The organism is Amycolatopsis sp. SID8362 (assembly GCF_010550475.1).
In the GTDB taxonomy this organism is placed as follows: Bacteria; Actinomycetota; Actinomycetes; order Mycobacteriales; family Pseudonocardiaceae; genus Amycolatopsis; species Amycolatopsis eburnea.
This window is the reverse complement of sequence record NZ_JAAGNB010001716.1, coordinates 1-17,491: the sequence shown is the minus strand read 5'-3', so window position 1 is coordinate 17,491 and position 17,491 is coordinate 1. Positions and strand designations below refer to the sequence as shown.

At 69.3% G+C, this 17,491-nt stretch carries 16 protein-coding genes and 1 pseudogene; 1 reads left to right on the top strand and 16 read right to left on the bottom strand.

All coding sequences use genetic code 11. The features are described 5' to 3' along the window. Nucleotides 1-2: 2 nt before the first annotated feature. From G3I65_RS52415 to G3I65_RS52340, 16 genes are all read right to left on the bottom strand, one after another. Nucleotides 3-1,553: an NADH-quinone oxidoreductase subunit M gene (locus G3I65_RS52415; RefSeq protein ID WP_160703581.1), complete on the bottom strand. Its 1,551-nt coding sequence runs from the start codon at nucleotides 1,551-1,553 to the stop codon at nucleotides 3-5. After that, complete coding sequence (gene nuoL / locus G3I65_RS52410; RefSeq protein WP_160703579.1) at nucleotides 1,553-3,454, bottom strand: NADH-quinone oxidoreductase subunit L; 1,902 nt, start codon at nucleotides 3,452-3,454, stop codon at nucleotides 1,553-1,555. The genes G3I65_RS52415 and nuoL overlap by 1 nt, the downstream gene beginning before the upstream one ends. A 10-nt stretch (nucleotides 3,455-3,464) precedes the next feature. Further along, entirely contained in the window at nucleotides 3,465-3,764 is a 300-nt protein-coding gene (nuoK, locus tag G3I65_RS52405; protein ID WP_003081840.1) for an NADH-quinone oxidoreductase subunit NuoK, read from the bottom strand. After that, complete coding sequence (locus tag G3I65_RS52400; RefSeq protein ID WP_160703577.1) at nucleotides 3,761-4,630, bottom strand: NADH-quinone oxidoreductase subunit J; 870 nt, start codon at nucleotides 4,628-4,630, stop codon at nucleotides 3,761-3,763. The genes nuoK and G3I65_RS52400 overlap by 4 nt, the downstream gene beginning before the upstream one ends. Beyond that, the gene (gene nuoI / locus G3I65_RS52395) at nucleotides 4,627-5,151 is read right to left on the bottom strand and encodes an NADH-quinone oxidoreductase subunit NuoI (RefSeq protein ID WP_091303924.1); all 525 of its coding nucleotides are present in this window, start codon (nucleotides 5,149-5,151) and stop codon (nucleotides 4,627-4,629) included. Before nuoI ends, G3I65_RS52400 begins: the two co-directional genes overlap by 4 nt. Beyond that, a complete protein-coding gene (gene nuoH, locus G3I65_RS52390; RefSeq protein WP_160703575.1) occupies nucleotides 5,138-6,487 on the bottom strand; it encodes an NADH-quinone oxidoreductase subunit NuoH in 1,350 nt (449 codons plus the stop codon). The genes nuoI and nuoH overlap by 14 nt, the downstream gene beginning before the upstream one ends. Beyond that, entirely contained in the window at nucleotides 6,484-8,955 is a 2,472-nt protein-coding gene (locus G3I65_RS52385; RefSeq protein WP_160703573.1) for an NADH-quinone oxidoreductase subunit G, read from the bottom strand. Before G3I65_RS52385 ends, nuoH begins: the two co-directional genes overlap by 4 nt. Continuing rightward, a complete protein-coding gene (gene nuoF / locus G3I65_RS52380) occupies nucleotides 8,952-10,232 on the bottom strand; it encodes an NADH-quinone oxidoreductase subunit NuoF (RefSeq protein WP_125310178.1) in 1,281 nt (426 codons plus the stop codon). The genes G3I65_RS52385 and nuoF overlap by 4 nt, the downstream gene beginning before the upstream one ends. Beyond that, nucleotides 10,232-11,089, bottom strand: a complete 858-nt coding sequence (gene nuoE, locus G3I65_RS52375) for an NADH-quinone oxidoreductase subunit NuoE (RefSeq protein WP_160703571.1) — start codon at nucleotides 11,087-11,089, stop codon at nucleotides 10,232-10,234. The genes nuoF and nuoE overlap by 1 nt, the downstream gene beginning before the upstream one ends. Then, a complete protein-coding gene (locus G3I65_RS52370) occupies nucleotides 11,086-12,456 on the bottom strand; it encodes an NADH-quinone oxidoreductase subunit D (RefSeq protein ID WP_160703569.1) in 1,371 nt (456 codons plus the stop codon). The genes nuoE and G3I65_RS52370 overlap by 4 nt, the downstream gene beginning before the upstream one ends. Beyond that, complete coding sequence (locus G3I65_RS52365; protein ID WP_160703567.1) at nucleotides 12,453-13,202, bottom strand: NADH-quinone oxidoreductase subunit C; 750 nt, start codon at nucleotides 13,200-13,202, stop codon at nucleotides 12,453-12,455. The genes G3I65_RS52370 and G3I65_RS52365 overlap by 4 nt, the downstream gene beginning before the upstream one ends. 3 nt (nucleotides 13,203-13,205) lie before the next feature. Then, entirely contained in the window at nucleotides 13,206-13,754 is a 549-nt protein-coding gene (locus tag G3I65_RS52360; protein ID WP_086678877.1) for an NADH-quinone oxidoreductase subunit B family protein, read from the bottom strand. Nucleotides 13,755-13,758: 4 nt separating this feature from the next. After that, nucleotides 13,759-14,178, bottom strand: a complete 420-nt coding sequence (locus G3I65_RS52355) for an NADH-quinone oxidoreductase subunit A (RefSeq protein WP_160703564.1) — start codon at nucleotides 14,176-14,178, stop codon at nucleotides 13,759-13,761. Nucleotides 14,179-14,688: 510 nt separating this feature from the next. Then, the gene (locus G3I65_RS52350; protein ID WP_163046910.1) at nucleotides 14,689-15,975 is read right to left on the bottom strand and encodes a geranylgeranyl reductase family protein; all 1,287 of its coding nucleotides are present in this window, start codon (nucleotides 15,973-15,975) and stop codon (nucleotides 14,689-14,691) included. Nucleotides 15,976-15,985: 10 nt separating this feature from the next. After that, complete coding sequence (locus tag G3I65_RS52345; RefSeq protein WP_160703562.1) at nucleotides 15,986-16,675, bottom strand: demethylmenaquinone methyltransferase; 690 nt, start codon at nucleotides 16,673-16,675, stop codon at nucleotides 15,986-15,988. A 9-nt stretch (nucleotides 16,676-16,684) separates the two neighbouring features. Next, complete coding sequence (locus G3I65_RS52340; protein WP_160703560.1) at nucleotides 16,685-17,230, bottom strand: DUF4386 domain-containing protein; 546 nt, start codon at nucleotides 17,228-17,230, stop codon at nucleotides 16,685-16,687. 53 nt (nucleotides 17,231-17,283) lie between these two features. Here G3I65_RS52340 and G3I65_RS52335 point away from each other — a divergent pair. After that, a pseudogene (locus G3I65_RS52335) lies at nucleotides 17,284-17,491 on the top strand (MarR family transcriptional regulator); the annotation flags it as partial.

The following is a 17,491-nucleotide window of genomic DNA, read 5'->3' as shown; positions in this document are numbered from 1 at the left end:
GTTTACTTGCCTCCCTGGACCGCGGACAGCGTCTGCTGCACCGTCGGGGTGACTGTGTCGAGCACCGGCTTCGGGTAGAAGCCGAGGACGAGGATCAGCACGACCAGCGGGGCGAGGATCGCGATCTCGCGGCCGTTCAGGTCGGTGATCGCCTTCTTCGCGCCCAGCTCCGGCGCCATCGCCGTGCCCGGGCCCCCGCCGACGCCGATCAGCGCGTCGCCGCGGACCGGGCCCTGCATGACCCGCTGGTAGAGCCACAGCACGTACGCCGCGGCGAGGACCATGCCGACCGTCGCGAGGATCGTGTAGACCGGCTGGTCCACATAGGACCCGATGAGCACCAGGAACTCCGAGACGAAGGAGTTGGTGCCCGGCAGCGAAAGCGTCGACAGACCGGCCAGGAGGAACAGACCCGCCAGCAGCGGCGTCACCTTCGCCATGCCGCCGTAGTCCGAGATCTTCGAAGACCCGCCGCGCGCGATGACCAGGCCGATCACCACGATCAGCATGCCGGTCGCGAGGCTGTGGTTGAGCATGTACGTCGCCGAGCCGACCATCGCCTGCTCGTTGAACGCGAAGATGCCCAGCGAGATGAAGCCGAAGTGCGCGATGGACACGTAGGCGATGAACCGCTTCATGTCCCGCTGGCCCGCGGCGAGGATCGATCCATAAAGGACACCGACCACCGAGAGCACCAGCACCAGCGGCGCCAAGGTCTTGCTCGCGTCCGGGAACATCGGCAGGCAGTAGCGCAGGAACCCGAACGTGCCGACCTTGTCCAGCACGCCGACCAGCAGGACGGCGACGCCGATCGGCGCCTCCCCCGCCGCGTCCGGCAGCCAGGTGTGGAACGGCACCAGCGGCGCCTTGATCGCGAACGCCAGGAAGAACCCGAGGAACAGCCAGATCTGCGTGGACAGCGGCGCGTCGCGCACCACCGTCACCAGCGTGGCCCAGTCGAACGTGCCCTTGCCGAGCTTGTCCGACGCCAGCGAGTACGCCCCGATCGCCGACGCCAGCATGATCAGGCCGCCGAGGAACGAGTACAGGAAGAACTTCACCGCCGCGTACTGCCGGTTCGCGCCGCCGTAGCCGCCGATCAGGAAGTACATCGGGATCAGCATGATCTCGAACAGCACGTAGAACAGGAAGACGTCGGTCGCGGCGAACACGCCGATCGTGAGCGCTTCCTGCAGCAGGATCAGCGAGAGGAACCCGCCCGCGCTGCGCCCCGGCGGGAGCTTGTCCATCGTGCCGAGCCCGCCGACGACGATCGGCACCAGCAGCGCGATCACCGCGATCATGATCAGCGCGATGCCGTCGGTGCCGAACGCGATGTGCACGCCGAAGCTGGGGATCCAGTCGAAGCTCGACGTCATCTGCAGCCGGGGGCCGGACGCGTTGTAGCTGAGCCAGAACGGGATCACCAGCAGGAACTCGAGGATCGAGAACCCGAGCGCGGCCAGCACCGCGGCGCGGTCGTTCCCCTTGAGGAACGCCAGCACCAGGGAGCCGGCGAGCGGCACCAGGATGAGGATGAGCAACCAGGTCATCAGGAGAACCTCACCAGCAGGAGAGCCGCCAGAAGCAGGAACGTGCCGCCCAGCATCGACAGCGCGTAGGACCGGACGAACCCGGTCTGGAGCCGCCTCAGCCGGCCGGAGCCGCCGCCGAGGGAGGCGGCGAGGCCGTTGACCGCGCCGTCGACGCCGCGGTTGTCGACGAACACCAGCGCCCGCGCGAGCCAGGTGCCCGGGCGGGCGACCAGCGTCTCGTTGAGGGCGTTGCCGTACAGGTCCTTGCGCGCGGCACGGGTGACGAACGAGACGCGCTGCGGCTGTTCGACCGGGATGTCGCGGCGGAAGATCAGGTACGCGAGCACGACGCCGAGCACGGAGAACACGATCGCCGCGATGGAGATCACCCCGGCGCTCAACGGCGAGTGGTGCGCTTCCTCCAGCTCACCGACCGACGGGGTCAGCCAGTGGGCGAAGCGGTCGCCGAGCGCGAAGAACGCGCCGGCGCCGACCGAGCCGACCGCCAGGACGGCCATCGGGACCCACATGATCGCCTTGGACTCGTGCGGGTGGAAGTCGCGGCCGTCGGTGGACTTGATGTCCTTCCAGCGCTCCTTGCCGAAGAACGTCATCACCATCAGGCGGGTCATGTAGAACGCGGTGAGCCCGGCGCCCAGGAGGGCCGCGCCGCCCATCACCCAGCCGCGCCAGCCGCCCTGGCCGAACGCCGCTTCGATGATCGCGTCCTTGGTGAAGAAGCCCGACAGCGGCGGGATGCCGATCAGGGCCAGGTAGCCGAGGCCGAAGGTGATGAACGTGATCGGCATCTTCTTGCGCAGGCCGCCGAACTTCCGCATGTCGACCTCGTCGTTCATGCCGTGCATGACCGACCCGGCCCCGAGGAAGAGCCCGGCCTTGAAGAAGCCGTGCGCGACCAGGTGCATGATGCCCAGCGCGTACGCGATCGGTCCGAGGCCGACGGCCAGCATCATGTAGCCGATCTGGCTGACCGTGGAGTACGCGAGGACCTTCTTGATGTCGTCGTACGCGCAGCCGATGACGCACCCGAGCAGCAGCGTCACCGTGCCGACCAGCGTGACGATCAGGCGGCCGTCTTCGGTGGCGTTGAAGATGTCCTTCGAGCGGGCCACCAGGTAGACGCCCGCGGTCACCATTGTTGCGGCGTGGATCAGGGCCGACACCGGGGTCGGGCCCTCCATCGCGTCCGGCAGCCACGCCTGCAGCGGGAACTGGCCGGACTTACCGCAGGCGCCCAGCAGGAGCAGGATCGCCATCGCGGTGATCGCCGCCGGCGAGAACTTGCCGTCGCCGACCGCCTGGAAGACCTGCGCGTAGCCGGTCGAGCCCGCGTACTTGAACATGATGAAGATGGCCAGCGCGAGCCCGACGTCACCGACGCGGTTCATCAGGAACGCCTTCTTCGCCGCGGTCGCGGCGGACGGGCGGCCCTGGTACCAGCCGATGAGCAGGTAGGACGCGAGACCCACGCCCTCCCAGCCGAGGTACAGCGTCACGAAGCTGTTGCCCAGCACGAGGACCAGCATCGAGGCGACGAAGAGGTTGAGGTAGGCGAAGAAGCGGTACCGGCCCTCGTCGTCGGCCATGTAGCCGATCGAGTAGTAGTGGATCAGCATGCCGACGCCGGTGATGAGCAGCACGAACGTCAGCGACAGCGCGTCGATCCGCAGCCCGAAGTCCACCTGCAGCTGGCCGACCGGGATCCACGAGTACACCTTGACGTCGGTCGCCGTGCTCGTGTTCGCGCTGAAGAACAGGATCAGCCCGTAGATGAAAGCCAGGGTGACGGTGGCACAGCCGAGCAGATGCCCCCACGCCTTCGCGCGCTTACCCGCCAAGAGCAGGATCAGGGCGCCGAGAGCCGGAAGGGCCACCAGCAGCCACGATGATGCGGTCACTCGGTGTCTCCTAGTACTTCAGCAGGTTGGTGTCGTCGACCGAGGCCGAGCGCCGGGTGCGGAAGATGGCCATGATGATCGCCAGGCCGACCACGACCTCGGCGGCCGCGACGACCATGACGAAGAACGCCATGATCTGGCCGTCGAGCCCGCCGTTGATCCGGGCGAACGTGACCAGCGACAGGTTCACCGCGTTGAGCATCAGCTCGATGCACATGAACACGACGATCGCGTTGCGCCGCACCAGCACGCCGACCGCGCCGAGCGCGAACAGCAGCGCCGACAGCAGCAGGTAGTACGTCGGGGTCATGCCTTCTCCCCTTCCGAGCCTTCCGAAGCGCCTTCGGAACCGACCAGCGCGTGCGCGTCCGGGTGCTCGACGTCGTCCGCGACGAGCTTGCGTTCCTTCGCCAGCTCGATCGCCGAGGTGGACTCGATGATCGCCGAGAGCGACTCCGGGGCGACCGAGCCGTCCGGGAGCAGCGCCGGCGTCGCCACCGAGTTGGCGGTGGCGAAGACACCCGGGCCGGGCAGCGGCGAGGGCCGGTCGTGCTCGCCGCGGAAGCGGGCGACGACCAGTTCCTTCTGGGTGCGCTTCCCGCCCTTGGCGTGCCGGTCGGTGAAGGCCAGCACCATCGCGCCGATGGCGGCGGTGATGAGCAGCGCCGACGTCAGCTCGAACGGGAACAGGTAGTCGGTGAAGATCAGCTTGCCGAGGCCCTTGGGACCGCCGCCGGCCGGCGTCGCCGAGTCGAGCGGCGTGGCCGGGGTGACGTTCTCCATCGCCCGGTAGATGCCGGTGGCCAGCAACGCGGCCATCCCGATGCCGAGCACGGTGGCGGCGAGCCGCTGGCCGCGCAGCACCTCGACGACGGAGTCGGAGCTTTCGCGGCCGACCAGCATCAGCACGAACAGGAACAGCATCATGATCGCGCCGGTGTAGACGATGATCTGGGTGAAGCCCAGGAACGGCGCCGACTGGATCATGTACAGCGCGCCCAGGCTCAGCATCGTCAGCACCAGCCACAACGCCGAGTGCACGGCGTTGCGGGAGAAGATCATGCCGAGCGCGCCGAGCAGGCAGAGCGGGCCGAGGATCCAGAACGCGATGGCCTCGCCGACGGAAACGCCCGCGGCGGCACCGGTCGGGGCCTGGGTCAGGAGGGCGGCGATCACTTCGACGCCTCCCCGCGTGCCAGCTCGGGGCCGTTCACGTAGTAGTCCTGCTCGTTCTCGCCGAGCCGCATCGGGTGCGGCGGCTGCTCCATGCCGGGCAGCAGCGGGGCGAGCAGGTCTTCCTTCGTGTAGATCAGCCGCTGGCGGTCGTCGTCGGCCAGCTCGTAGAAGTTGATCATCGTCAGCGACCGCGTCGGGCACGCCTCGATGCAGAGGCCGCAGCCGATGCAGCGCAGGTAGTTGATCTGGTAGTCCGCGCCGTACCGCTCGCCCGGCGAGTACCGGGCCTCCTCGGTGTTGTCACCGCCTTCGACGAAGATCGCGTCGGCCGGGCACGCCCACGCGCACAGCTCGCAGCCGACGCACTTCTCGAGGCCGTCCGGGTGGCGGTTCAGCTGGTGCCGGCCGTGGTACCGCGGGGCGGCAGGTGCGCCTGCCTCGGGGTACTCCTCGGTGGCGACCTTCTTGAACATCATCCCGAAGGTGACGCCGAAGCCCTTGACGGGATCAAGAAACCCCATCTTGCGCTCCTTCCTTTGCGGTACCGACGGCCGCCGGCTTGCGGCGGGCCGCCTTCGCCTCGGCCTTGGCCAGGGCCTTCTGACGCGGGGTGGTCTGCGGGACCTTGAGGTCCAGCGGCGGGACCGGGAAACCGCCGCCGGTCACCGGGATCGTCTCGCTCTCCTCTTCGCGGCCCGCCGCGCGGACGTAGAAGAACAGCGCGACGACGATGAAGATGGCGACCGCGGCGATGATGATGGACGCGGTGTTCCAGGCGATGACCTTCGCGAAGGTCACCATGATGATCCACACCAGGTTCAGCGGGACCAGGACCTTCCAGCCCAGCCGCATGAACTGGTCGTAGCGCAGGCGGGGCAGCGTGCCGCGCAGCCAGATGAACCCGAACAGCAGCAGGAACATCTTCGCGAAGAACCACAGCACCGGCCACCAGCCGGTGTTGAGGACGTTGTTCCCGATCAGCGACAGCGGCCACGGGGCCATCCAGCCGCCGAGGAACAGCGTGGTCGCGAACGCCGAGACGATCACCATGTTGACGTACTCGGCGAGGAAGAACATCGCGAACTTCATCGAGCTGTACTCGGTGTGGAAGCCGCCGACCAGCTCCGACTCGGCCTCGGGGAGGTCGAACGGGGCGCGGTTGGTCTCGCCGACCATCGAGATCAGGTAGATCACGAAGCTCGGGACCAGGTAGAGGAACCACGCCGGCTGCTGCTTCGAGACGATGTCGGCCAGGTCCAGCGAGCCCGCCTGCAGGATCACCGCGACGATCGAGAGCCCCATCGCGATCTCGTAGGAGATCACCTGCGCCGCGCTGCGCATGCCGCCGAGCAGCGGGTACGGCGAGCCGGACGCCCAGCCGGCGAGCACGATGCCGTAGACGCCGATCGAGGAGCAGGCCAGGATCACCAGCGCGCTGACCGGCAGGTCGAGCAGCTGCAGCACGGTCCGCTCGCCGAAGATCGAGACGACCGGCCCGAACGGGATGGCCGACAGCGCGATCAGCGAGGGCACCACGCACATGACCGGCGCGAGGAAGTACACCTTGCGGTCGGCGGTGTCCGGGATGATCTGTTCCTTGAACGGCAGCTTGATCGCGTCCGCCAGGGACTGCAGGTAGCCGCCGGGGCCGACCCGGTTGGGGCCGGGCCGGTTCTGCATCCGGCCGACCGCCTTGCGCTCCCAGACGATCAGGAAGATCGTCATGATCGGGCCGATCAGCAGGATGACCACGCACTTGAGCAGGATCAGCCACAACGGGTCGTCGGCCAGCAGCGCCGCCCGCGTCGCCGCGTCGGGAACGCTCCCGACGGCGGCTTCGGTCAGCAGCGGGGTCATTGCCCACCTCCAGCGAGGTTCACCACGGCGCCATGACCGGCGCCGAGCGTCTTGAACACGGCGGAGCCGTCGGAGTTGCCCGGCAGCCACACGACACCGTCGGGCAGGTCCGCGATCTCCACCGGCAGCGTGATCGCGCCGCGTTCGGTGCTCACCTCGACGGTGCCGCCCAGCCCTTCGGCGGTCTTCGCGGACAGCCGCGCGACCGGCGTGCGCTGGGTGCCCTTGAGGTGCGGCTCGCCGTCCTGCAGGGACCCGTTGTCGATCAGCTGGCGCCAGGTCGACAGGATCGCCTGCCCGGCGGCCGGGGTCACCGGGGCCGGCGCCTCGACGGCGACGTGGGCCCAGTTCAGCGCCGAGGCCTTGCCGAGCTTCTCGAAGTCACCGCGGGCGGCGGCCGGGGTCTGCGTGAACAGGTCGGCGTCCATCTCGACGGCGAGGGTGTCGAGCACCCGGCAGTCCGGCAGGGCGCCGGTGCCTTCGAGGGTGACGTCGAACGGGCGGGTGCGGCCCTCCCAGTTGAGGTAGCTGCCCGCCTTCTCGTCCGACGCCGCCACCGGGAGCACGACGTCCGCGCGCTCGGTCACCGCGCTGTGGCGGAGTTCGAGGCTGACGACGAAGCCGGCATTGTCCAGCGCGCGCAGCGCGAGGTCCGGGTCCGGCAGGTCGTACGGGTCGACGCCGCCGACGACCAAGCCGCCGAGCTCGCGGCCCGAAGCGGCCTCGAGGATGCCGGTGGTGTCACGGCCCGGCGTGGCCGGAACCGGGACGCCCCAAGCGTTTTCGACGGCGACGCGGGCGGCGTCGTCGGTGACGCGGCGGCCGCCCGGCAGCAGCGTCGGGACGCAGCCGGCCTGCAGCGCGCCACGGTCGCCGGCCCGGCGCGGGATCCACGCGAGCCGGACGCCGGTGCGCTCCACCAGGTCCTGCAGCGCGGAGAAGAGGCCGGGCACCTGGGCGGCGCGCTCGCCGACCAGGACGACCGAACCCTCGCCGCGCAGGGCCTCGTCGAGGTCCGGCGCGTGCTTGGCGATGCCGTCGATGGCGGCGGCTTCCTGGCCGGGGACGCAGGCGAGCAGCTCGCCGAACGTCTTGCGCACCGACGAGGTCGTCCACTGTCCCAAGTGGACGACGCGGGTGCGGTTCTTGCGGGCCGCCTTGCGCAGCCGCAGGAACACGATCGGCGCTTCGTCCTCGGGCTCGAAGGCGACGCAGAGGACCGTGCGGGCCCGCTCGATCTCGCCGAAGGTGACGCCGGACTCCGCCGTCACGCCGACGACCCGCGAGGTGAGGAACGCCAGCTCCTCGGCCGAGTGCGGGCGGGCGCGGAAGTCGACGTCGTTGGTGTGCAGGGCGACCCGGGCGAACTTCGAGTACGCGTAGGCGTCCTCGACGGTCAGCCGTCCACCCGGCAGAACCCCGACGCCGCCGTTCGAGCGGGCCTCGGCCAGCCCGGCCGCCGCGACGCGCAGCGCGTCGGTCCAGGAGGCCTCTTCCAGCTCACCGGTCGTCTTGTTCCGGACCAGCGGACGCCGGATGCGGTCGTCGGCCGAGGTGTAGCGGAAGGCGAAGCGGCCCTTGTCGCAGAGCCACTCTTCGTTGACCTCGGGGTCGTCGCCGGCCAGCTTGCGCTGGACCTTGCCGCGCCGGAAGTCTGTGCGCTCGGCGCAGCCGGACGAGCAGTGCTCGCAGACGCTCGGCGAGGACACCAGGTCGAACGGCCGCGACCGGAACCGGTAGGCCGCGCTCGTCAGGGCGCCGACCGGGCAGATCTGGATGACGTTGCCGGAGAAGTAGGACTGGAACGGCTGGCCGGACGTCGTCCGCGACGCCAGGTCCAGGACGTCCGCCGTCTCCGCGGTGCCGATCTGCTGGTGGGCGCCGCGTTCGAGCAGCTCGATGAACGGGTCGCCGGCGATCTCGCGGGAGAACCGGGTGCAGCGCTGGCAGAGCACGCAGCGTTCGCGGTCCAGCAGCACCTGCGTCGAGATCGGCAGCGGCTTCGGGAACGTCCGCTTCGTATCCACAAAACGAGAATCGGTCCGGCCGTGCGCCAGCGCCTGGTTCTGCAGCGGGCACTCGCCGCCCTTGTCGCAGATCGGGCAGTCCAGCGGGTGGTTGATGAGCAGCAGCTCCATCACGCCCTGCTGGGCCTTGTCCGCGACCGCCGACGTCAGCTGCGTCTTGACGACCATGCCGTCGGCGACGGTCATCGTGCAGGACGCCTGCGGCTTCGGCATCGGACGGCCGCCCATCTCGACCTCGACCAGGCACTGGCGGCAGGCGCCGGCCGGGTCGAGGAGGGGGTGGTCGCAGAACCGCGGGATGACCGTGCCGAGGCGTTCGGCCGTGCGGATGAGGAGCTCGCCCTTGGGGGCGATGACCTCTTCGCCGTCGATGACCAGCTTGACGTGGCCCTCGGGGACCGGCGTCTCGGTGGTCTCGGGCTTGTCGGGCGCGATCGTCATGCCTGCGCTCCCACCAGTTCACGCTTGTTCGCTTCACACAGGGCGAGGAACTCGTCCCTGAAGTACTTGATGCCGCTCTGGATCGGCGAGACCGCGCCGTCGCCGAGGGCGCAGAACGACCGGCCGAGGATGTTGTCGCAGACGTCGAGGAGGGTGTCGATGTCCTCCTCGGTGCCGTGGCCCTCGACCATGCGCTCGAGGATCTGCGCCAGCCAGTACGTGCCTTCGCGGCACGGCGTGCACTTGCCGCAGGACTCGTGCTCGTAGAACTGGGTCCACTTCATCACGGCCCACGGCACCGACACGGTCTCGTTGAAGACCTGGACGGCGGTGGTGCCCAGCATCGACCCGGCTTCCGCCGCGCCTTCGAAGTCCAGGGGAACGTCGAGGTGCTCGGCGGTGAACATCGGGGTGGACGAGCCGCCCGGGGTCCAGAACTTGAGCGGGATGCCGTCCTTCATGCCGCCCGCCATGTCGAGCAGCTCGCGCAGCGTGGTGCCGAGCGGGCACTCGTACTGGCCGGGCTTCTCGACGTGGCCGGAGATCGAGTAGATCTTCGGGCCGGGCGACTTCTCGCGGCCCATCTCGCGGAACCAGCTGGAGCCGCCGTTGACGATGAACGGCGCGCTCGCGATGGTCTCGACGTTGTTGACCGTGGTCGGTGCGGCGTACAGACCGGCGGCCGCGGGGAACGGCGGCTTGAGCCGCGGCTGGCCACGACGGCCTTCGAGCGAGTCCAGCAGCGCCGTCTCCTCGCCGCAGATGTACGCGCCCGCGCCCGCGTGGACGGTGATCTTGAGGTCGAAGCCCGAGCCGAGGATGTTCTCGCCCAGGTAGCCCGCCGCTTCGGCTTCGCGCACGGCCGCGTTGAGGCGGCGGATGCAGTGCAGCGCCTCGCCGCGGACGTAGATGAAGCAGTGGTTGGACCGCATCGCGTACGAGGCGATGATGCAGCCCTCGATGAGCGAGTGCGGGTCCGCCATCATCAGCGGGATGTCCTTGCAGGTACCGGGTTCGCCCTCGTCGGCGTTGATCACCAGGTAGTGCGGCTTGTCGAAGTTCGGCGGCATGAAGGACCACTTGATGCCGGCCGGGAAGCCCGCACCGCCGCGGCCGCGCAGGCCGGAGTCCTTGACCACCTGGACGAGCTGCTCCGGCGTCCCGGCCAGTGCCTTGCGGACGGCGGTGTAGCCCTCGAGTGCTTCGTACGTCCCGATCTGCCAGGAGTTCGGCGACAGCCAGCGCTTCGTGAGGACCGGGGTAATGGGATCGGCCATTACTTCTTCTCCACTTCCGGCAGCGGGACATCCTGGGCGACCGGGGCGACCCAGCCGCGGTCCTGCGCGAGCTTCGCGCCCCGCAGCGTCTCGACGGCCTGCGACGGGCCGTCGACGTCCCGGCGGTAGGCCGCCTCGTCCTCCGGGAAGAACCCGGCGAGCTGCAGTTCGGCGCCCTTGAACGTGGACAGCGGCGCGCCGCGCGTCGGCGCCGGCTTCTTGCCCGCCCGCAGCGCGTCGACCAGCGCGACGGCCTTGTCCTCGGTCTGGTTGTCGAAGTACTCGTAGTTGACCTGGATGACCGGCGCGAGGTCGCAGGCCGCGAGGCACTCGGCGTGCTCGAGGGTGATCGAGCCCGGCTCGTTCGGCGTGCCCGCGGTTTCGTTGTGCCCCAGCGGGTTTTCCTCGGAACCGAGGTGCGTCTGGAGCCGCTTGTAGATCGCGTCGCCGCCCATGGCCGCGCACAGCGTGTTGGTGCAGACGCTCACGAGGTGCTCGCCGCACGGCTTGCGCTTGTACATCGTGTAGAACGTCGCGACCGCGCTGACCTCGGCGTCGGACAGGTCGAGCTGCTTCGCGCAGAACGCGATGCCCTCCTGGCTGACGTAGCCCTGCACGGACTGCACGAGGTGCAGCATCGGCAGCAGCGCCGAGCGGGACATCGGGTAGCGGGAGATGATCTCCTGCGCCTGTGCCGTGGTGCCGTCGTCGAAGATGTCCTCGAGCGGCGTGTCTTCGATGATCCCGGCGGCCACCGCGGGGTCCGGCGCGATGGCGACGACGTCGACGTCCGGACCGGCCGCGGCGTGCGTCGTCACGGCGTCCTTCGGGCCGGGTTCGGGAACTGCTGTGCTCATCGGTCCACTCCCCCCATGACGGGGTCGATCGAGGCGATCGCGGCGATCACGTCCGCGACCAGGCCGCCTTCGGCCATTGCGGGCATCGACTGCAGGTTCACGAAGCTCGGTTCGCGCACGTGGACCCGCAGCGGCCGGGTGCCGCCGTCGGAGACCAGGTGCGCGCCCAGCTCGCCGCGCGGCGACTCGACCGAGGTGTAGACCTGCCCGGCCGGCACCTTGAAGCCCTCGGTGACCAGCTTGAAGTGGTGGATCAGGGACTCCATCGACTGGCCCATGATCTTCTTGACGTGCTCGAGCGAGTTGCCCATGCCGTCGCTGCCGATGGACAGCTGCGCGGGCCAGGCGACCTTCTTGTCCTCGACCATGACCGGGCCCGGCTCGAGCTTCTCGAGGCACTGCTCGATGATCTTGAGGCTCTCGTGCATCTCGTGGACGCGGATCAGGTAGCGCGACCAGCAGTCGGCGCCGTTGTCCACCGGCACGTCGAAGTCGAACTCGTCGTAGCAGGAGTACGGCTCGGTCTTGCGCAGGTCCCACGGGAGGCCGGCGGACCGCAGCACCGGGCCGGTGACGCCGAGCGCGAGGCACGCGTCGACCGGCAGGTACCCGACGCCCTTGAGCCGGTTGCGCCAGATCGGCTGGCCGGTGAAGAGCTTGTCGTACAGCGGAAGGCGCTTCTTCATCGTCTTGACGAAGTCGGTGACCTTCTCGTGGTAGTCGGCAGGCATGTCCTGCGCGAGGCCGCCGGGGCGGATGAACGCGTGGTTCATCCGCAGGCCGGTCAGGTGCTCCAGCAGGTGCAGCACCTCTTCGCGCTCGCGGAAGCCGAGCGTCATCGCGGTGGTGGCGCCCAGCTCCATGCCGCCGGTGGCGATGTAGACGAGGTGCGAGCCGATCCGGTTGATCTCCAGCAGCAGCACGCGCAGCAGCTGCGCGCGGCGCGGGGCTTCGATGCCAAGCAGCTTCTCGACGCCGAGGCAGTACGCCATCTCCGTCGACAGCGGGGCCAGGTAGTCCATGCGCGTCACGAAGGTGACGCCCTGGGTCCAGGTGCGGTACTCGCAGTTCTTCTCGATGCCGGTGTGGAGGTAGCCGATGACCGACCGCAGCTGCGTGACGGTCTCGCCCTCCATCTCCAGCACGAGCCGGAGCACGCCGTGCGTCGACGGGTGCTGCGGGCCCATGTTGATGACCATGCGCTCGTCGTGCTGGGCGTCGGCGACGACGTCGTCCCAGTCGCCGCCGGAGACCGTGTAGACGCGGCCTTCGGTGGTGTCGCGGGAATCGGCGTATTCGACGCTGTCCGAGCCTTCGGGGGAAGTGTCGGTGCCGGTCGTGACGTCGGACAGGTTCTCGGTGCTCACGAGTACGACCTCCGCTGGTCCGGCGGCGGGATCTCCGCGCCCTTGTATTCGACCGGGATCCCGCCGAGCGGGTAGTCCTTGCGCTGGGGGTGGCCGTCCCAGTCGTCCGGCATGAGGATGCGGGTCAGCGCCGGGTGGCCGTCGAAGACGATGCCGAACATGTCCCAGGTCTCGCGCTCCTGCCAGTCGGCGGTCGGGTAGATCCCGACCAGCGACGGCACGTGCGGGTCCTCGACGTCGAGGGTGACCTCGAGGCGGATCCGGCGGCGGTAGGTCAGCGACGTGAAGTGGTAGACCGCGTGCAGCCGCTGCGGGACGTCGACGCCGTAGTCCACACCGGACACCGAGGACAGCAGCTCGAAGCGGAGGCCGCCGTCGTCGCGCAGGACCTTCGCGATCTCCGCCAGCTTCTCGCGGTCGACGTAGAAGGTGATCTCGCCGCGGTCGACCGTCGTCTGCAGGATCGACTCGGCGGGGATCTTGTGGTCGGCCAGCGCCGCGTAGAACTCGTCGGCGAACTGGTCGAACCAGCCGCCGTACGGGCGCTCGGCCGGCGCCGGGCTGTAGGCCGGGAGCCGGACGCCGCCGTAGCCGGAGGTGTCGCCGGTGCCGTGGACGCCGAACATGCCCTGGCGTTCGCGGCCCGTGACGACCGGTTCGGCGGGGCGGGTGCCCTGGGGCTCGAGGCCGCCTTCGGGACGGTCGGCGCTGGACTGCTCGCCGCCGGTCTCAGGAGTTTCAGTCATCGCTTACTTCTTCGCGTACTTGATCGACGACGCGACGAGCTCGGTGCGGGCCCCGCTGGCGGCGCGGATGGCGGCGCGGCGGGCGTTGATCGGCTCGTCCTGGATCTTGGCGTGCAGCTTGAGGATCGCGTCCAGCAGCATCTCCGGCCGCGGCGGGCAGCCGGGCAGGTACATGTCGACCGGCACGATGTGGTCGACGCCCTGGACCACGGCGTAGTTGTTGAACATGCCGCCGGAGGAGGCGCAGACGCCCATCGCGAGCACCCAGCGCGGCTCGGCCATCTGGTCGTAGATCTGGCGCAGGACCGGGGCCATCTTCTGCGTGACGCGCCCGGCGACGATCATCAGATCGGCCTGCCGCGGCGTCGCGCTGAAGCGCTCCATGCCGAAGCGGGCGATGTCGTAGCGGGAACCGCCGACCGTCATCATCTCGATCGCGCAGCAGGCGAGGCCGAAGGTCGCGGGCCAGAGCGAGTTCTTGCGCGCCCAGTTGACGAGGCCTTCGAGGCTGGCCAGCAGGATGCCGTTGGGGAGTTTCTCTTCGAGGCCCATGGGTCTAGTTCCAATCCAGGCCGCCGCGCCGCCACACGTAGGCGTACGCGAAGCCGACCGTCGCGATGAACAGCAGGATCTCCACCAGGCCGAACGTGCCCAGCGCGTCCGCCTGCACGGCGAACGGGTAGAGGAAGACCATCTCGATGTCGAACAGGATGAACAGCATCGCGGTGATGTAGTACGCGACCGGCATCCGCCCGGCGCCGACGAGCGGCTGCGGCGACGGCTCGATGCCGCACTCGTAGGCGGACAGCTTGGCCTTGTTGTAGCGGCTGGGGCCGACGAGCGGGCCCAGCAGGACCGAGAGCACGGCGAAACCGAGCGCCAGGACGAACAAGATCACGATGGGCAGGTAGGGCTTCAGGCTCGGGGCCTCTTGCGCCAGCTGCACCGTTTCGGTCCGGGTCAGCAACGTCAGCACGGGGTCTTCGCCATCCTTTCCGCGCCGCTGCGGTTGTGCTTGTGGTGGGGAACCGCTTGGCCTCGTCGGCACCCTAAGGGACCTGGGTCACACCGCCGAGGGTCAGGGTCTCCTTACGGCCCGTGGCTGGACCGGGGACGCCTTGTGAAATAGTTCACAAGCCACTCGGCGCGGATGTGAAGGGATTCACAAAGCATGGGGGGAGTCTAGGACGCGACTCACACTCTTGTCCCTAGGCCCCCGTGTTATAAGGGTGCCCTAAGTTCCGCCGCCATCGTTGTCACGGCGCGATGACAGCCCGCGCGCGACCTGCGCGAAGGCCGTTCAAGATCGCCATGTGGCCGGACAATCCGGACGTCGGCGTGTGAGCTATCCCACTGACCGCACGGCCAACTTGCTAGGCCACTCGTGTGTCCGCGCGCGCCCAACCCCGAGCTTTCTCTAGGAAAGATGCGTCTGGAGGGCCCTCGGACGCATCTTTCCTAGGGAAAGTGACGGGTTTGAGGGGGTTCAGCGGGGGGAGGGGGTGGCGCGGGCCAGGGCCGAGATCAGGCGGTCGACGCCGTCGCCGCCCTTGGCGTCGTAGCAGCCGGACAGGCCCTTGTAGACCAGCGGCAGCAGCTTGTTGATGCGCAGCCCGTACTTCGTGCAGGCGTGCATGATCTTCGGCTTGCCGATGATCTTCGCGAAGACGTTGCCCAGCTGGTAGTAGCCGCCCATCAGCTCGCGGACCGCCCGCGGGTACGCCTCCAAAGCACGCTCACGGGAGGGGCCTTCACGGCGCGCCAAAGCCTGCACGACGACCTCCGCCGCGATCTGCGCGGACTCCATCGCCGCCGAGATGCCCTCGCCGTTGAACGGGCTGACCATGCCGCCCGCGTCGCCCAGCAGCAGGAGCCCGTCGCGGTAGTGCGGGGTGCGGTTGAAGCCCATCGGGAGGCCGGCGCCGCCGACCTTGCCGATCGCGTTCTCCTCGCGGTAGCCCCACTCCTCCGGCGTCCCGTCGAGCCACTGGCGCAGCAGCGCGCGGTAGTCGGTGTTCCGGAACGAGGCCGACGTCGAGAGCATGCCGAGGCCGACGTTCACCGTGCCGTCGCCCAGCGGGAACGCCCAGCCGTAGCCCGGCAGCAGCTTCGGGTCGCGCGGGTCGGAGCGGTCCCACAGCTCGAGGTGGCCCTCGATGAACGGGTCGTCGTGGCGCGGGCTCTTGTAGTACTGGCGCACTGCCACGCCCATCGGGCGCTTCTCGTTCTTCTGGATGCCGACGCTCAGCGCGAGCCGCGCGGACACGCCGTCGCAGGCCAGGACCAGCGGCGCGCGGTAGTGCACCGGCGTCTTCTCCGGGCCGACCTTCGCCTCGACGCCGACCACGCGCCCGCTCGCGTTCGTGATCGCGCTGGTGACGGTGGTGCGCTCGTACAGCCGCGCGCCGGCCTTCACCGCGAGCTTCGCGAGGAGGTCGTCGAAGTCGTGGCGGGTGCGGGAAACGCCGTACGGCGGGTAGCTCGTGAGGTCCGGCCAGTCGAGCTCCAGCGTGAGGTCGCCGGTGACGATGCGCAGGCCGCGGCTGTGCACCCAGCCGGCGTCCTCGCTGGTGTCGATGCCCAGGTCGATGAGCTGCTTGACGCCACGCGGGGTCAGGCCGTCGCCGCAGACCTTCTCGCGCGGGAACTCGGTCTTCTCCAGCAGCAGTACGTCGACGCCCGCGCGGGCCAGGTAGGTGGCCACGGTGGACCCAGCGGGTCCGGCGCCGACGACGATGACTTCGGCGTCCTGGTCTGCGGTGCGTCGCGTCATACGCGCGAGTTTAGGCAGGCTTGCGCGCTCGGTGGATCGCCACGACGCCGAATGTGAGGTTCAACCACTCGACGTCGGCCCAGCCCGCGCTCGCGATGATCTCGCCGAGCGTGCGCTGATCCGGCCACGCCAGCATCGATTCGGCCAGGTAGGAGTAGGCCTCGGGGTTGGACGACGTCCGCTTGCCGACCCAGGTCAGCAGCTTCAGCATGAACCGCCGGTGGATGAACCGGATCGGCGCGAACGGCGGCGTCGACACCTCGCAGATCACCAGGCGGCCGCCCGGCTTGACGACGCGGGCGATCTCCGTGAGCGCGGCCTTCGTGTCGACGAAGTTGCGCAGCGCCAGGGAGATCGTCACGGCGTCGAAACTGTCGTCGGCGAACGGCAGGTTGAGCGCGTCGGCCGCGACCATCGGCACGTTGCGGTGCTTGCCCGCGCGGAGCATGCCGAACGAGAAGTCCGCCGCCAGGCACCAGGCGCCACCGCGGGCGTACTCGACGGTGGAGACCCCGGTGCCGGCGGCCAGGTCCAGGACCTTCTCGCCGCGGCGGGCGTCGAGCACGCGGGCGGTGGTGGTGCGCCAGCGGCGGTCGAAGCCGAAGGTCATGAACGAGTTCGCCCGGTCGTACCCGTCCGCGACGCCGTCGAACATCGCGGCGACTTCGTGCGGGTCCTTGTCCAGGCTTGCGCGTGACATGACTTGAGATTAGTCGCGCGGCTTGACGAAGGTCGCGAGCACCAGCCAGACGAGCCCGCCGAAGCGCGCGACCGGGATCAACGGGTAGAGCACGTCGGTCAGCATGCTGAGCGCCGAAAGCCCGGCCAGTGCGGCGATGACGTAGCCGGTGACCGCGAGCCACTTCCGTTCCGCGCGCGCGACGTCGGCGATGAGCAGCGCGAGCGGGACCGCGAACCCGAACGCGCCGGCGGCGAAGGCCAGCGCGGTGAACGGGCGGGCGACGTCCGGGTTCTGCGCGGCCGTCCAGGTGGCGAGGCCGCTCAGCAGGAGCGAGCCCGACGCGAGCAGGCCGCCCGCGTAGCCGAGTTGCGGCGGTCTGGCCGCCGCCGTCCACGTCGCGAGGGACAGCCCGGCGCCGAAGACGACGAGGGCCAGCAGCTGGACGAGCCCCTGGTGGGCAGCGTCGTAGGCGGCGACCTCGGCGGCGGAGGAGTCCGGGCGGGTCCCGGTGGCGCCGAGGACTCCCCCGGCGACGGTGAACAGGGCGTAGGCGATGATCGCGATTCGTTTCATACCATAAACGATTACACTGGTGTAATCGATTGTCAACCGCTACGGTTCCAGACATGAACGGTTTCGGGAGCGCCTTCCTGCTGGCCCAGGTGGGCGCGCACGCGGCTCAGCGGTTCGCCGCGCGGATCGGCGAGCTGGACCTGACGCCGCCGCAGGTCGGGCTGCTGCGGCTGGTCGCCTCCCGGCCGGGGCAGAGCCAGCAGGCGATCGCGGCCCAGCTCGGCACGCCGGCGACGCGGCTGGTCGCGCTGGTCGACGGCC

Excerpts from the sequence above, each read along its gene's own strand:
- nuoK (WP_003081840.1), bottom strand. The coding sequence starts at position 3,764 with ATGACCCCGACGTACTACCTGCTGCTGTCGGCGCTGCTGTTCGCGCTC.
- nuoI (WP_091303924.1), bottom strand. The coding sequence starts at position 5,151 with ATGGGGTTTCTTGATCCCGTCAAGGGCTTCGGCGTCACCTTCGGGATG.
- G3I65_RS52365 (WP_160703567.1), bottom strand. The coding sequence starts at position 13,202 with ATGACTGAAACTCCTGAGACCGGCGGCGAGCAGTCCAGCGCCGACCGT.
- G3I65_RS52385 (WP_160703573.1), bottom strand. The coding sequence starts at position 8,955 with ATGACGATCGCGCCCGACAAGCCCGAGACCACCGAGACGCCGGTCCCC.
- G3I65_RS52345 (WP_160703562.1), bottom strand. The coding sequence starts at position 16,675 with ATGTCACGCGCAAGCCTGGACAAGGACCCGCACGAAGTCGCCGCGATG.
- nuoE (WP_160703571.1), bottom strand. The coding sequence starts at position 11,089 with ATGAGCACAGCAGTTCCCGAACCCGGCCCGAAGGACGCCGTGACGACG.
- G3I65_RS52350 (WP_163046910.1), bottom strand. The coding sequence starts at position 15,975 with ATGACGCGACGCACCGCAGACCAGGACGCCGAAGTCATCGTCGTCGGC.
- G3I65_RS52340 (WP_160703560.1), bottom strand. The coding sequence starts at position 17,230 with ATGAAACGAATCGCGATCATCGCCTACGCCCTGTTCACCGTCGCCGGG.
- nuoF (WP_125310178.1), bottom strand. The coding sequence starts at position 10,232 with ATGGCCGATCCCATTACCCCGGTCCTCACGAAGCGCTGGCTGTCGCCG.
- G3I65_RS52360 (WP_086678877.1), bottom strand. The coding sequence starts at position 13,754 with ATGGGCCTCGAAGAGAAACTCCCCAACGGCATCCTGCTGGCCAGCCTC.
- nuoH (WP_160703575.1), bottom strand. The coding sequence starts at position 6,487 with ATGACCCCGCTGCTGACCGAAGCCGCCGTCGGGAGCGTTCCCGACGCG.
- G3I65_RS52415 (WP_160703581.1), bottom strand. The coding sequence starts at position 1,553 with ATGACCTGGTTGCTCATCCTCATCCTGGTGCCGCTCGCCGGCTCCCTG.